Raw genomic sequence first — 13590 nt, forward strand, 5'->3', positions numbered from 1 at the left:
CCAGTATACGAGAACTCACGAGTCGTCCATGTGCTATAAATGATTTGTCCTACACAAACTATCCATGGACGGCGAACGAGATGCCTCATCTTCTCCACATCGACTCCAGCATCAACGGCGACCGCTCGGTCAGCCGAGCGCTCAGCGCCCGCGCTGCCGCCGCGTGGCGGGCCGCCCACCCCGACGGCACCGTCACCTACCGCGACCTGGGCGCCAACCCGGTCCCGCACTTCGACGCCGCGTCCGGTCTCGCCCGCCTCGTGCCTGCCGAGCAGCGCACGCCGGAGCAGAACGAGTCGTGGAAGCTCACCGAGGAGCTCGTCGGCGAGGTCCGCGAGGCGTCCACGGTGCTGCTCGGCCTGCCCCTGTACAACTACGGCGCCCCGAGCGTCGTGAAGGCCTGGGTCGACCACCTGATCGCCCCCGGTCTCGCCTTCGACCCGGCCACGGGCACCGGCCTGCTCGACGGCCGCGAGTTCCTCGTCCTCGCCTCCCGCGGCGGTGGCTACGGCGAGGGCACCCCGCGCTTCGGCTGGGACCACGCCGAATCCTGGCTCCCGCACGGCCTGGCGATCACCGGCATCGAGCCGCGGTTCATCGCCGCGGAGCTGACGCTGGCGGACACCAACCCGGCGATGGCCGACCTGCGCGATCTGGCGGCCGAGAGCATGGCGGCGGCGGAGCGGGAGATCGACGAGCTCTGGACTCCGGTCAACGCGTAGTCCATCGGGCTCTTGGGTCGGACGGCTCGCCACGGTCCCGAGGGGAGGCCGTGGCGAGTTTTCTTCGGTCCGGAGTCCATAGTGGACCTGGCGATCACCCGTGGTGCGACGGTCTTTGGCGGCGGGCGTACCTTGATGCCATGTCGCAGGGTACTGGGTTGTCCGACTTCGGGTCGTCACCGCTGGACGCCGCTTTCGCCCGGCTGCTCGTGGACAGCTACCGCCGCGTAGTCGGCAAACCGCTGATCGACGCCAGGTCGGACGCCGCCCGCCACCTCTACGAGGACGCCCCCTTCGGCCTCCTGGCCCACGACACCGCCGACGACCCCCGCTTCACCTACGCCAACCTCGTCGCCCAGCACGCGTTCGAACTCGGCTGGACCGAGTTCCGCGGCTTGCCCTCACGCCTCTCCGCCGAGCCGGACCGGCAGGAGGACCGTGACGCCCTCGTCGAGGCCGTCACCACCCACGGCTTCGTCAGCGGCTACCGCGGCCGGCGCATCGCCAAGTCGGGCCGTCGCTTCTGGATCGAAGACGTGACGATGTGGAACCTCGTCGACGACACCGGTGTGAAACAGGGACAGGCAGCCATTTTCGCGCGCTATACGGCTGCCTGACCCTGCTTCTCGGTCCGTCCTGTCCGCCCGCTCGTTGACGCTTTTTCCTTGCTGTTCGCCCGGAATTCACCGGCGCGAGCGTGGGAGGGCTTGCCCCGGCGGTTGCCGCGCGGGAACGCCGCCGCGCTGTTCGGCTGGCGCGCGGGAACGCTGCCGCGCTGTCGGACCGGCATGCGGGAGCACTGCCGCCCCTTCGGCGTGGCGCAGGCACATCAGCGCGTTGCCACTCTGTCTGGTGGGCGCGTCTGTTGGATGGGCGCGTCTGTCGGGTGGGCGCGCGCGAGCGCCGGCCCGCTAGATGATGTCGCTGTGGCGGATGCGGTACACCTGCAGCCGCAGGTCGTAGTACTTCGACGTTTCGCCGACCCACTGCATGCCGAGGCGCTTGGCCGTCGCGATGGCGCGCGTGTTGGAGGGCCGCGCCACGGCGAAGAGCTCCTCGGTGTCCTGCGTGAACGCCCACTCGATCAGCGCCCGCGCCGATTCCGTCGCGTAACCCTTGCCCCAGGCGTCCGGGTGTAGCTGCCAGCTCAGCTCCAGGTCCTCCTGGAACGGCGGCAGCAGCCGGATCCCGAGCCCGCCCACGACGGCACCGTCCGACGTGCGTGCCACGGCCCAGCGCCCGCGCGGCGGGGCCAGGTTCGGCTGGGCTTCCTGCCACGCTTGCAGCACCGAGCGCATCGCCGCGACGTCGGTGACGCGGTCCATCGCGGGCGTCAGCCAGTGAGTGACCTCGTCCGTGCCGTAGATGCGGAACGCGGCGTCGGCGTCGTCGATCGACCAGTCCCGGATCACGAGGCGGTCGGTGGCCAGAGGCATGTCCATGGATGAACGGTACGCCGAAACGACCCTCCACCGGCGGGTGATCCGTGGCACCCGTCGCGACCCGTGGGGCATTGGCCCTCGGGACTTCGTCCTAGTGGCCTCCTGACTCCATCGTCATAGCTTCCTCACAACCTCCTGCCACGCTCACAAACGTGCGTTCATCCATCTCCTTCTTCGTCGCCGGCGCCGCGTTCGTCCTGCTCAGCGCCTGCTCCGGCTCGCCTGCTGCCCCGCAGGTCGCCACGCTCGACACGGGCAGCGCGTCCGCAGGCGCCCCCGCCTCGTCGTCGGCCACCACGACCGACTCCGACGCCGGACGCCCGCAACTGCGCCTCGACAGCTCCCCCGAGGAGACACAGTCCTACTGGGACGCCTACGACTCCTGCCTCCGCACCAACGGCCACGCCGTCCTCGATGGACGGCACTCCGGCCCCGTCGGCGACCCGAACAGCCCGCCCGCCCTCGACATGAACGACGACAGCCCCCAGTCGAAGAAAGCCGAGGAGGCCTGCAAAGGAAAGCTGCCGCTGCAGCCGCCCGAGCTTTCCCCGCGGACCAACCCGAAGTTCAACGACCAGTTCCACGACATGGTCAAGTGCATGACCGACAAGGGCGCCCACGTGCACGTGGCCCCCGACACCAGCGTCGACGCCGACGGCCTCACCTGGCAGATCGACGACGGCTCGTCCGACACCTACGACAACCTCGACAAGCTCGCCGACCAGTGCCAGAAGCAGGCGTTCGCGAAGTAGGTCGCGTACGGTGACCCTCGTGGAAATCTGGGTCAACCCGCGTTGCTCGAAGTGCCGCTCCGCCGTGTCGCTGCTCGACGAGGCCGGCGCCACCTACACCGTGCGCCGGTACCTCGAGGACCCGCCGACTCCGGCCGAGCTCGAGGCCGTGCTGGACCGGCTCGGGCTCGACCCGTGGGACATCACGCGCACCGGCGAGAAGGTCGCGACCGAGCTCGGCCTGAAGTCGTGGCCGCGCACGCCCGCCGACCGCGCCCGCTGGATCGAGGCGCTGGCGGCGAACCCGGCGCTCATCCAGCGCCCGATCATCACGGCCGACGACGGCACCACAGTCGTCGCCCGTGACGAGGAGACGGTCCGGTCCGTCCTGGGCTGACGCCTCGCCCCGCGTGGGTGTCAGTGGTCTGCTTCGTCCATTCGCCTCCTGGTGTGTTCGAGGTGCGGTTTTCTCGGTGCTGTTCTCTCGAAGCTGCTGTCTCAGAGCTGTCGTGCCGGTGCCGTCGTGTGCCGTGCTGTCTCGTGCTCGTGGATGTGTGTTCGTTGATGTCTGCTGCGTCGCTGGTGTCTCAAAAGTATCATAAAGCGTCTCAATATTGCTAGACCTTCAGGTGGCGGTAGACCGTCGCCCGGGAAACTCCCAGCTCGTCGGCGATCTTCGTGGCCGGGAAGCCCTGGTCGTGCAGCTTGCGGCACATCACGAGCAGGTTGCCGGTCATCACGGTCGGCCGGCCCCGCCCGGCGTGGCGTTGTGAGTCGCCGAAGAGGCGGTGGACGCCGTCGAGCACGGCGGCGCGCAGCTCGTCGACGGGGTGGTCGGCGTAGAGGACCACCGGGTCGCTCAGCATGGCGATGGCCTGCGCGGCGCGGACGTTGGCGGCGAAGTCCGGGTCAGGGCCGGCCACGATCAGGTTCGCCCGCAGCATGCCGTCGCGGAAGCGGTCGAACACCGACTGGGACGCGGTCAGCCCCAGATCACGCAGGTTGAGCCGCAGCAGGTAGCGGTGGCGCAGCCAGACGTCGAGCAGACCTTCGACCATCGCGTCGCGGGCGACGTCGGCGTCCGACGCCAGGGCCTGAGCCGCGTCGACGGTGGCTTCCAGGTCGACCAGCATCGGCTCGGCCATCGCGGTGATGATCTCGGCCTTGCCCGGGAAGTGGTACAGAACCGCGGTTTTTGTGACACCGACGCGTTCGGCGATTTCCCGCACGGAGGTCGCGTGGTAGCCGTTCGAGGCGAACAAGTCCATGGCGACCTGCAGGATGCGCGCGCGGGTGTCGGGCGGCACGACTTCGTTCATGCTGTCGAATCTACCTCCTTGCCTGACCGGTGGACAGGCGTGTACCGTCGATCCTGACCGTTGGTCAGGGTGACCCGCGGCAGGAGGGATGGCAGATCATGACCACGAAGACAGTGCTGATCTCCGGTGCGGGAGTCGCCGGGCCCACGCTCGCCTACTGGCTGGCGCGTGCGGGGTACCGACCGACCGTGGTGGAGCGCGCGGCCGGACTGCGTTCGAGCGGCAGCCCGGTGGACGTCCGCGGGCCGGCCGCCGAGGTCGCGCGGAAGATGGGCCTCACCGAGCAGCTGCGGGAGGCGGCCACCTCGGTCCGGAGCATGAAGTTCGTGAACGACCGGGGGAAGAGCGTCGGGCGGGTGGCGATGGGCGACGGTGGTGGCACCGACGTCGAGCTGACGCGCACCGACCTCGCGCGCATCCTGTACGAGGCGAGCGCCGGCGATGCGGAATACGTGTTCCACGACTCGGTGGCCGGGCTCGCACAGGACGAGGGCGGGGTTGACGTCACCTTCGAACGCGGCTCGCCGCGGAGGTTCGACCTCGTGGTGGGCACCGACGGGCTGCATTCCGGCGTGCGCCGGCTGACGTTCGGCCCGGAGCCGGAGTTCGTGGAGCACATGGGTGTGTACGTCGCGACCATGCCGCTCGATGCGCCGGTGCCGGACCGGACCGAGATCGTCATGTACAACTCGCCGGGCCGCGCGGTGGCGGTGCACCCGTCGCGGGAGCGCGGGATCGTGGCGTTCATGTTCCGCCACGCCGCGGTGCCGGGCTTCGACTACCGAGACACGGAGCAGCACAAGCGGTTGCTGGAGACCGCGTACGCAGAGGCGGGATGGCGGGTGCCGGAGCTGCTCGACCAGGTGCGTGCTGCCGGCGACCTGTACCTCGATTCGGTTTCGCGTGTGCGGTTGCCGAGCTGGGCCGTGGGCCGGGTGGTGCTCGCGGGTGATGCGGCGTCGTGTGTCTCGCTGTTCGGCGACGGGTCCACGCTGGCGATGTCCGGCGCGCACACTTTGGCCACCGAGCTGGCCGCGAGCCCGGCGGATCCGGCGGCGGCGTTCCGGCGTTATGAGACGACGCAACGGAAACTGGTGAATCCGAGGCAGCGCAACGTTCCTGTGGCGGCCGCCATGCTGATACCCGCCACCCGGGCGGGAATGGCGGTGCGCAACTTCGGGACGCGGTTGGCGCCGTTGGTCAACGCGGCGCAGAAGCTGGCCTTGGCGAAGAGCGCGTGACTGGGTGGAAACTTGGCCGCCCGGGGCCGGCGGGTGGCCAGACGGCGCACCCGCCGACATGGCTTGCGGCGCCGCGCGGCTTGGCGGTGGGCTGGCAGGTGGGTTGAGTTGCCTGCCCAGTTGGCCACCAAGCTGCGCAGACGCTGAGCTGGTTTGCGCTGCGGCGTGGGCCTTGCCGGTGTTCTGGTAGGTCGGCGAGGTTGCGCGTCTTGGTGGTGGCAGGCGGCGTATCCGCCGTGGTGCGGGCCTTGGCCACGGGTGGTTAGGCGGGGTTGCCGTGCCAGGGCCAGGGCCAGGGCCAGGGCCAGGGCCGGTGCCGCGTCGGCGTTGGCGTCGGCGTGCGGCGGGGCCGAGAGCCGACGCTGGTTGGAGACCACGCGGCGTCGGCGTGCGGCGGGGGTGAGAGCCGATGCTGGTTGGTGATCGCGCGGCGACGGCGTGCCGGTGTGCGGTGCGTTGTCGTTGCGCGGGGAGGGGGTTGGCCGAGGGCCGCTGCGGTGGGAGAGGTCAGCCGACCTTTTCGCGTGGGAAGGGGTCGGGGGGCCAGTCCGGGGGCCACTCGGGTGGCCAGGCCGGTTCGGTCTCGGACGTGGGGGATGGGGCGGAGGGCGTCGGAGGTAGCGACGGGAGCGTTCGGCTGGGGCCGTTGCTGTGGGAGGGGATTGTGGGGCCCGAGCCGTTGTGCTGGGCGGGGAGGTTGCGAGGGAACGGGGACGGAAGAAGGCGAGTGCCGTCACCGGAACCGAGGCCGTTACCCGCAGCCGGGCCGGGGACTGCGGCCAAGCCGGTACCCCCAGGCACTTCGGTGCCCCCTGGCACTCGGGCACTCGCGGCAGCACCCAGGCCCGAACCCGAACCCGCACTCGCACCCACTTCGGTGCCCCCCGGCACTCCGGCACTCGCGGCAGCACCCAGGCCCGAACCCACGCCGGAGCCCACACCCACACCGGCGCGGGTGTGGATTGTGGCGAGGTCCGGGGTCGCGGAGATGTCGGTGCCGCGGCGGGTGGGGCTTTGCCAGCGGCCGGTGCCGTCGCGCCAGGCTTGGGGGAGGGTCCAGAGGGCGATGCAGGCGTCGAGGCACCGTACGGGGAGGTAGAGGGGCGCCATGAGCAGGTAGCGGGCGCGGCGTTCCGTCAGGACGACGGCGAGGGTGAGGAGGAGGTCCGGCACGAGGATGCCGAACGCGATGGTCGGGAGGTTGACGTAGTGGCCGATCGCCAAGGTCAGGTCGCCGGCGATGGGTACGGACAGGAAGCCGGGGATGAGGGCCAGCAACAGAAGCACGACCATCAGCGGCAGCAAGGCCATGAAGAGGCTGGCCAGGACCAGTTCCAGCACGTACAGCCCCAGCATGAAGCTGAACAGGTCGGCGTGCGGGCGGAAGCGGCGGACGCTTTGCCAGAAGCCGAGGGCCCAGCGGCGCGTCTGGCGGACGTAGTCGCGCAAGGCGTCCGGGTCTTGGGTGACGGCGATGGCCTTCAAGGAAAAACCGACTTTGCCGAGGCGTTTGCGGTAGACCTCGAACGTCATGTTGAAGTCCTCGATCACCAAACCCGGGGGGTTGATGTCGATGAGCGGCAAGGTTTCCGCGCGGTACAGGCTGGCGAAGCCGGGGACGATGAGGGTCGCGTTGGTGCGGCGCCACGTCTGGCCGAACTTGAGGAGGCGTTGCAGCAGTGCGTAAATGCGTGCGCGGTGCGCGGTGAACAGGAAAGCCAGGAAGCCGCGGCGGGAGGTGGACCAGTCGGTGGCGGCGCAGCCGGCCACGGCGACCACGTCGGGGTCGTCGAACTGCGGGAGGGCGGCGTCGAAGTAGCCCGGGTCGAGGCGGGTGTCGGCGTCCAGCAGCAGCACGGCGTCGTAGCGGGTGGCGAGGGAGAAGTGGCGCACGCCTTCCTCCAGCGCGCCTGCCTTGCCGATGTTGCTGGGCGTCTCGGTGACGTTCACGCCGCACGCCAGGGCGAGCTCGACGGTGCGGTCGGTGGAGCCGTCGGACACGACGTGGACGTTCGACGCCGGCACGAGGCGGGTGATGGCGGCCAGCGAATCGCCGATCACCACCTCCTCGTTGTGCGCGGCCATGAGCACGGCGACGCGCGAGCGGTGCACGCGGGCGGGCCGCGCACGAGGCACCGGTGACGGCCGCGGCGGCTGCGCTGGCCGCATGCGGTTTTCGAGCGCGCGCGCCAGACCGGCGGTGCCCCACAGGGTGAAGTTCACCCCGAAGACGAAGATTGCCAGCAGCCACAGGGGGATCATCGCTCCTCCGCAGGAGTCCAGTAGGTGTCGAGTTTCGACCAGACGAGGTCGTCCTCCGTGCCGAAGAGCCAGAGGTAGACCCCGCCGATCCCGAATTGCCGGGCCTGGGAGAACTTGATCGACGCGCTGTAGGCGTTCTCGAACCACACGTCGTGCCGCAACCCGGCGGCGTCGGTGTAGGAGAAGTGGGGCGATTCGCTGAACCCGTCCCACTCGACGGGCACCCCGAACTCCCGCGACCGCCCGTAGGCCTGCACCCACGTGACCGGCACGGCGGTGTGACCCACCCAGTCGTAGCCGTACATCGGCACGCCCAGCACGATCTTCGACCGCGGGATCTGCGACGTCGCATACGTGAGCACGTCGCGAACCCAGCCCTCGGGCGCGATCGGGCCCGGCGCCGACGTCTGCCAGTGGTAGTCGTACGCCATCAACCGCACCTGGTCGACGGCGCGGCCCAGCGCGGCGTAGTCCTGCGCTCGATTGCGCTCGTCGTAGCCCGCGTCGGTGGTCTTCGCGAACACGTCCACCGACAGGCGTTTCTCGTTGGCGTGCAACGCATCCGCCAGCCGCGTGATGAACGCCGTGAACGCGGCGCGGTCGCTCGAGCGCAGCTCCTCGTAGTCGATGTCCACGCCCGAGAAGTCCCCTTGCACGACCAGTGCCACGATGTCCGAGATGTGCCGCGCGGTCGCCGCGGGATCGTGCAGGATCGTCTGCACGATCTGCGGGTGCCAGCGCCCCTCGGTGACGTTCGCGATCGTCGGCGTGATCTCCACTCCCGTGGCGCGCAGCCGCGCGAGATCGTCCGTGCGCTTCGACTGCGCGACGAGCCGGCCCTGGGCGTCGAGGCCGTAGAGCCACGGTGACGCCTCGGTGACCTGTGACTCGTGCGCCTGCACCGTCGAGGTTCCTCCGGCCAGGTTCCAGTAGGGGAGCGACGCGATCGTGTGCGGCTGCACGGCCGCGCGCGCTCCTCCGTCTCGCAACAACGTCAACACCAGCAGCTCACAGAGGAGAAGCAAGGCGACCCGGACGCGGTGACGCGACGGGGACGTCCGGAGCGTCATCAACCGGCGACGGCGGTCCGCAACTGCGTCCGCCGGTCCTCGATGACCGCGTCGATGGTCTCCCGCAGGCTGTGCACAGCGCGGAACCCGACCTGCTGCGCCGCCCGTGCGCAGTTCGGCACCCGACGCTGCATGTCCTCGTAACCTGCGCCGTACGCCTCCTGGTACGGAACTCGAACGATCGTGCTGTCGGACGCGGTCGCCGCGATCACCAGCTCCGCCAGCTCGTCGATGCTCACCTGCTCGGGGCTGCCGAGGTTGTAGACGTTGCCGTGCGCCGACTCGTCGTCCAGCAGCGCCACGAGCGCGGGCACCACGTCGAGCACGTGACAGAAGCACCGCGTCTGCCGGCCTGTGCCGAACACCGTCAGCGGCTGCCCGGTCAGCGCCTGGTCCACGAACCGCGGCACCACCATGCCGTAGCGGCCGCGCTGGCGCGGGCCGACGGTGTTGAACAGCCGCACCAGCACCGTCCGCACGCCGAGCTCACTGCCGTAGAGGTAGGTGAACGTCTCGTCGAGGGCCTTCGCCTCGGCGTAGGACCAGCGGTTCTTCAACGGCGACCCGACCACGCGGTCGTCGTCCTCCTTCAGCCCGATCGAGGTGTTCTTGCCGTACACCTCGCTGGTCGACGTGACGAGGATGCGCGCGTCGTGGCGCAGCGCCGCGTCGAGCACGACCTCGGTGCCCAACAGGTTGGTGCGCAGGCTGTCGAGGGTCTTCTGCATGATCGTGAACACGCCGACGGCCGCGGCCAGGTGGTAGATCTGCTCGACCCCCTCCATGCACGACTCGACGGCGGCCTGATCGCACACGGAACCGCGCACGATCCGCAACCGCGGGTCGCCGGCGACGGCCGCGAGGTTCTGCTCGGTGCCGGTGCTGAAGTCGTCCAGCACCACCACCTCGCGGTTCTCGCCGAGCAGTCGCTCGGTCAGGTGGGAACCGATGAAGCCGGCCCCGCCGGTCACCAAGCACCGCATGGGGTACGCCCTTTCTCGCGGGGGTTGTTCAGACCAGTTCGCGGTGGGTGGCCGCGTCGAACGTGTAGGTGGCGTCGAGCACCAAGGGGCAGTGCTCGATCCAGTCGTAGGACTGTCCGGGGTGGACGGTGTGGATCAGCACGAGGTCGAAGTCCGTGCCGTGCGGGTCGGGGTTGCTCTGGTAGGAGCGCTCGCCCAGCTTCAGCTCCGGCACGAGCGGGTCGTGGTACTCGACCTTCGCCCCGCCGGCCGCCAGCCGCTCGAGGATCTCCAGCGCCGACGACTCACGCAGGTCGCGCACGCCCGGCTTGTACGTCACGCCCACCACCACGATCCGCGCGCCCGCGACCCCGCGGCCGGCGGCCGAGAGCGTGGCCGTGACGCGGTCGGCGACCTGGCCGGGCCGGTGCGCGATCGACGTCATGGCCTGGCTGATCAACGGCGCGTCGCCGTGGGCCTCGCGCAGCTGCCACAGCAGGTAGTGCGGGTCGCACGGGATGCAGTGCCCGCCGACGCCGGGGCCGGGGTAGAAACTCATGAACCCGTACGGTTTCGTGGCGGCCGCGCGCGTCACCTCGATCGGGTCGAGCTCCAGCGTCGAGCAGATGCCGGCGAACTCGTTGGCCAGTGCGATGTTCACCGCGCGGAACGAGTTCTCGTACAGCTTCGTCAGCTCTGCCGCTTCGGCCGAGGAGACTTCGTGCAGGAGCGGCGTCAGCTTCTGCAGCACGCGCCGGGCGTGGCCGGTGCACGCCGGCGTGCAGCCGCCGACGACGCGGGGCGTGCTCTGCTGCGTGTGCTCGGCGACACCGGGGTCGATGCGCTCGGGGCTGAACGCCACGAACACGTCATCGCCGACCACAAGACCCCGGTCCCGCAACGGTTGCACGAGCATCTCGCGCGTGGTTCCCACGTAGCTGGTGGAGGTGAGGATGAGCGTCTGGCCCGGGCGGGCGTGCTCGACCACCGACCGGCACGCCGCCCGCAGCGGGCCCAGATCCGGTGTCAGGTAACGGTCCAGCGGCGTCGGGACGCAGATGATCACGGCGTCGGCCCCGGCCAGCCGAGCGGGGTCGCCGGTGAGGTCGAACCGGCCGTCCCTGCGGGCCACGACGAGGCGCGCGAGGTCGGCCTCGACGAGGTCGGGCTCGCCGGCCAGGATCGACTCGCGCCGGTCGGCGCTCGTGTCGAGACCCAGCACCCGCGCACCGTCGGCGTGCAGGCCCAACGCGGTCGGCAGACCCACGTAGCCCATGCCGACGATGGCGACGGAGATGAGGCCCTCGGTCTCGCTGAGGGGGGATTCGGCCATGAGTGTCAAGGGGTTTCCCCTTTCCATAACGGCGCCTCGCCGTGAGGCTCGATGCCGGCAGCTCGGGCGATCTTGACGACTTCCAGTCCGCTGTGGACTTTCAGTTTGCGGAACAGGTTGCGGGTGTGTGTGCGCACGGTGTTGCGGGAAAGCTGGAGCCGAGCCGCGATCTGGTCGCTGCGGTCGCCGTCGACCATCGCCACCAGCACTTCGCGTTCACGCTCGCTCAGCACGTCGAGAGGGCTCGAAGCCGGCCGGTGCCGGGTGGCGCCATCGCGGCGCAACCGGTCGAACAGCACGGCCAGCAGCTCCGGCGGGTACCACGCGTGCCCGGCGCGAGCGCCGCGCACGCGGTCCAGCAGGTCTTCGAGCGAAGTTTCCTTGGGGATCCAGGTGTCGATCCCCGCGTGGGCAGCGCACACCGCGAGATCTCGGTCCCGGCTCGCGGTGAGGGCGACGAAGCGGGCCGTCGGCGCCGCATCGCGCCAGGTTCGGATCCGGTCACGCACGTCGGTGAGCGACTCCAGCTCCACGGTCACCACGTCCGGCTGCTGTGCGATGAGCGCGGAGCGCAGCGTCGGGTCGGAGGTGGCGCGCGTGCCGACCACCCTGATCCAGGGCACTGTGGCGAGGCTCGACGTCAGTACGTCGGCCACCATGCGGTGGTCCTCGATCAGGAACAGGCGGGTGATGTCCACGCCGCACAGCCAACAGGCCCCGATACGGGTTGTCCTCAGCCAGCTGTGCGAAAGACGGCTCATGCAGATGACGGAGATCCGGCATTTGCGGTAGGCGGGCTCGTCCCTTAGGGGGATCCGGGTGCAGGGTGTTAACCCTACGGTCAGCTGAGGTATCCCCGATCATTTTGGTGGCCACCCATGGAAAGAAGTACGCGGAAACACCGCAAAGCCCGCAAGGGATTGGACTTCCGGCGGGCACGCACGCGGCTCGCGATCTGCGCGGCCGCGCTGCTGTGCGTGCTGCCCGCGTTGGCGGTGGGGAGTTCCACGGCGAGTGCGTCGCTGACGCGGCCGCTGGGCGTGGTGCTCACCTTCGACGACGGCAACTCGGATCAGATGACCGCGCTGCCGATCCTGCAGAAGTACAACATGAAGGGCACGTTCTACATCATCAGCGGTTCGGTCGGCGCGCCCAATTACCTGACGCAGGCCAACCTGAACACGATCAAAAACGCCGGGCACGAGATCGGTGGTCACACAGTGACGCACCCTGACCTCACCACGGTGCCGGCTGACGAGGCGAAGCGGCAGATCTGCAACGGCCGCGCCTCATTGGCCGCGATGGGCTTCTCCGTGACCAGCTTCGCGTACCCGTACGCAGCGTTGAACACCTCGGTGAAGAACAACGTGAAGGCGTGCGGCTACAACAGTGCGCGTGGTCTCGGCGACCTGGCTTCGGCACACGGTTGTGCCGGCTGTCCGGCGGCCGACACGACCAGGCCCGCCGACGCGTATGAGATCAAGGCGCTCGACGAGGACGACAACACCTGGACCCTGGCCCAGATGCAGAGCGCGGTCACCGCGGCCGAGACCAACGGCGGCCTGCTCACCTTCACCTTCCACCACGTCTGCGACGGCACCGGGTGCGACGAGCTGTCGATCTCCACTTCACGGCTCGACCAGTTCCTCTCGTGGCTGAACGCGCGCAAGAGCGTGGGCACGACAGTGAAGACGATGCAGCAGGCCATCGGTGGCGCGGCGAAGGCGGTCGTGACAGCACCGGCGTCGACGAACACCGGCCTGGTGAACACGTCGCTCGAAACCTCGACCAGCGGCACCGGGTTCCCCGACTGCTACATGCCGGGCGGCTACGGCGGCAACACGCCGACGTGGACGAGAACCACGGACAAGCACACGGGTACGTACGCGCAAAAGCTCGACGTCTCCAACTACACAGACGGCGACGCGAAGCTCTTGCCCACGTTCGACCTCGGGTCCTGTACCCCGACGATCGCCGCGGGCAAGACCTACACGATCGGGGTCTGGTACAAGTCGACGGCGATCACGCAGTTCTCGCTGTACTACCGCAACACCCAGGGCTTCTGGGCGTACTGGACGTCCGGCCCGTGGCTCGCGGCGGCGTCGAACTGGACGCAGGCCACGTTCACCACTCCGGCAGCGCCCGCGGGCGCGACCGGGCTGAGCTTCGGCCTCGGGCTCATCGCCAACGGTTCGGTGACGACGGACGACTACTCGTTCGCCGTGGGTACCGGTGCTGCCGCGGCGGCCGCCATCCAGGCGTCCACCACGGCTCCGCAGCGGTTCAGCGTGACGAGCCGCAACTCCTCGAAGGCCGGCTCGTTCGGCCGCAACGCGAAGCCGCTCATCCCGGCAACGCGACCTGGGCAGGTCATCGCTCCTGTGGAGCCCGGTGACTGACGCCCGTTCCCCGTCGCTGCCCGGCGCTAGCCGCCCGGGGGCGTGCCCGTCGTGGTGGTGGGGGTGGGGGGTGGGGGCGGGGAATAGGAACGCCGAACGGCAGGGCGCG

The 13590-nt window shown here is 69.6% G+C and carries 13 protein-coding genes; 6 read left to right on the top strand and 7 right to left on the bottom strand.

All coding sequences use genetic code 11. From position 1 onward, the window contains the following. The first annotated feature begins 80 nt into the window (after window positions 1–80). Together AB0H62_RS24510 and AB0H62_RS24515 are read left to right on the top strand one after the other, a co-directional pair. Window positions 81–722 (top strand): NAD(P)H-dependent oxidoreductase, encoded by a 642-nt coding sequence (locus AB0H62_RS24510; protein WP_220246690.1) that lies wholly within the window; start codon window positions 81–83, stop codon window positions 720–722. A 140-nt stretch (window positions 723–862) separates the two neighbouring features. Next, window positions 863–1339, top strand: coding sequence for an MEKHLA domain-containing protein (locus tag AB0H62_RS24515; RefSeq protein ID WP_220246691.1), 477 nt, complete (start codon window positions 863–865; stop codon window positions 1337–1339). Window positions 1340–1633: 294 nt separating this feature from the next. Here the strand turns inward: AB0H62_RS24515 and AB0H62_RS24520 are convergent, their stop codons facing one another. Then, window positions 1634–2164, bottom strand: a complete 531-nt coding sequence (locus AB0H62_RS24520; protein ID WP_220246692.1) for a GNAT family N-acetyltransferase — start codon at window positions 2162–2164, stop codon at window positions 1634–1636. Between the two features lie 152 nt (window positions 2165–2316). Here AB0H62_RS24520 and AB0H62_RS24525 point away from each other — a divergent pair, with 152 nt between their 5' ends. Together AB0H62_RS24525 and AB0H62_RS24530 are read left to right on the top strand one after the other, a co-directional pair. Continuing rightward, a complete protein-coding gene (locus AB0H62_RS24525; RefSeq protein WP_220246693.1) occupies window positions 2317–2916 on the top strand; it encodes a hypothetical protein in 600 nt (199 codons plus the stop codon). A gap of 19 nt (window positions 2917–2935) precedes the next feature. Beyond that, complete coding sequence (locus AB0H62_RS24530; protein ID WP_220247407.1) at window positions 2936–3292, top strand: arsenate reductase family protein; 357 nt, start codon at window positions 2936–2938, stop codon at window positions 3290–3292. Window positions 3293–3512: 220 nt separating this feature from the next. Here the strand turns inward: AB0H62_RS24530 and AB0H62_RS24535 are convergent, their stop codons facing one another. Next, complete coding sequence (locus AB0H62_RS24535) at window positions 3513–4214, bottom strand: TetR family transcriptional regulator (RefSeq protein WP_255638702.1); 702 nt, start codon at window positions 4212–4214, stop codon at window positions 3513–3515. A gap of 98 nt (window positions 4215–4312) precedes the next feature. On the opposite strand from AB0H62_RS24535, the gene AB0H62_RS24540 reads away from it, so the two are divergent. Then, window positions 4313–5455, top strand: a complete 1143-nt coding sequence (locus tag AB0H62_RS24540; protein ID WP_220246694.1) for an FAD-dependent monooxygenase — start codon at window positions 4313–4315, stop codon at window positions 5453–5455. Between the two features lie 507 nt (window positions 5456–5962). On the opposite strand, the gene AB0H62_RS24545 is transcribed toward AB0H62_RS24540, so the two are convergent. The 5 genes from AB0H62_RS24545 to AB0H62_RS24565 all read right to left on the bottom strand — a co-directional run bounded on the left by AB0H62_RS24545 (window position 5963) and on the right by AB0H62_RS24565 (window position 11780). Next, window positions 5963–7717, bottom strand: a complete 1755-nt coding sequence (locus AB0H62_RS24545) for a glycosyltransferase (RefSeq protein ID WP_360588370.1) — start codon at window positions 7715–7717, stop codon at window positions 5963–5965. Beyond that, window positions 7714–8679, bottom strand: coding sequence for a glycosyl hydrolase family 18 protein (locus tag AB0H62_RS24550; protein ID WP_220246696.1), 966 nt, complete (start codon window positions 8677–8679; stop codon window positions 7714–7716). The genes AB0H62_RS24545 and AB0H62_RS24550 overlap by 4 nt, the downstream gene beginning before the upstream one ends. 107 nt (window positions 8680–8786) lie before the next feature. Then, window positions 8787–9770 (bottom strand): NAD-dependent epimerase/dehydratase family protein, encoded by a 984-nt coding sequence (locus AB0H62_RS24555; RefSeq protein ID WP_360588372.1) that lies wholly within the window; start codon window positions 9768–9770, stop codon window positions 8787–8789. Between the two features lie 28 nt (window positions 9771–9798). Then, on the bottom strand, window positions 9799–11082 hold the full coding sequence (locus AB0H62_RS24560) for a nucleotide sugar dehydrogenase (protein ID WP_360588375.1): 1284 nt from the start codon (window positions 11080–11082) through the stop codon (window positions 9799–9801). A 5-nt stretch (window positions 11083–11087) separates the two neighbouring features. Beyond that, entirely contained in the window at window positions 11088–11780 is a 693-nt protein-coding gene (locus tag AB0H62_RS24565) for a response regulator transcription factor (RefSeq protein WP_220246699.1), read from the bottom strand. Window positions 11781–11960: 180 nt separating this feature from the next. On the opposite strand from AB0H62_RS24565, the gene AB0H62_RS24570 reads away from it, so the two are divergent. Then, entirely contained in the window at window positions 11961–13481 is a 1521-nt protein-coding gene (locus AB0H62_RS24570; protein WP_360588377.1) for a polysaccharide deacetylase family protein, read from the top strand. The last annotated feature ends 109 nt before the right edge of the window (window positions 13482–13590 follow it).

It is taken from the genome of Amycolatopsis sp. NPDC050768 (assembly GCF_040654155.1).
Lineage (GTDB): Bacteria > Actinomycetota > Actinomycetes > Mycobacteriales > Pseudonocardiaceae > Amycolatopsis.

Excerpts from the sequence above, each read along its gene's own strand:
- AB0H62_RS24555 (WP_360588372.1), bottom strand. The coding sequence starts at position 9,770 with ATGCGGTGCTTGGTGACCGGCGGGGCCGGCTTCATCGGTTCCCACCTG.
- AB0H62_RS24540 (WP_220246694.1), top strand. The coding sequence starts at position 4,313 with ATGACCACGAAGACAGTGCTGATCTCCGGTGCGGGAGTCGCCGGGCCC.
- AB0H62_RS24545 (WP_360588370.1), bottom strand. The coding sequence starts at position 7,717 with ATGATCCCCCTGTGGCTGCTGGCAATCTTCGTCTTCGGGGTGAACTTC.
- AB0H62_RS24535 (WP_255638702.1), bottom strand. The coding sequence starts at position 4,214 with ATGAACGAAGTCGTGCCGCCCGACACCCGCGCGCGCATCCTGCAGGTC.
- AB0H62_RS24520 (WP_220246692.1), bottom strand. The coding sequence starts at position 2,164 with ATGGACATGCCTCTGGCCACCGACCGCCTCGTGATCCGGGACTGGTCG.
- AB0H62_RS24515 (WP_220246691.1), top strand. The coding sequence starts at position 863 with ATGTCGCAGGGTACTGGGTTGTCCGACTTCGGGTCGTCACCGCTGGAC.
- AB0H62_RS24560 (WP_360588375.1), bottom strand. The coding sequence starts at position 11,082 with ATGGCCGAATCCCCCCTCAGCGAGACCGAGGGCCTCATCTCCGTCGCC.
- AB0H62_RS24570 (WP_360588377.1), top strand. The coding sequence starts at position 11,961 with ATGGAAAGAAGTACGCGGAAACACCGCAAAGCCCGCAAGGGATTGGAC.
- AB0H62_RS24510 (WP_220246690.1), top strand. The coding sequence starts at position 81 with ATGCCTCATCTTCTCCACATCGACTCCAGCATCAACGGCGACCGCTCG.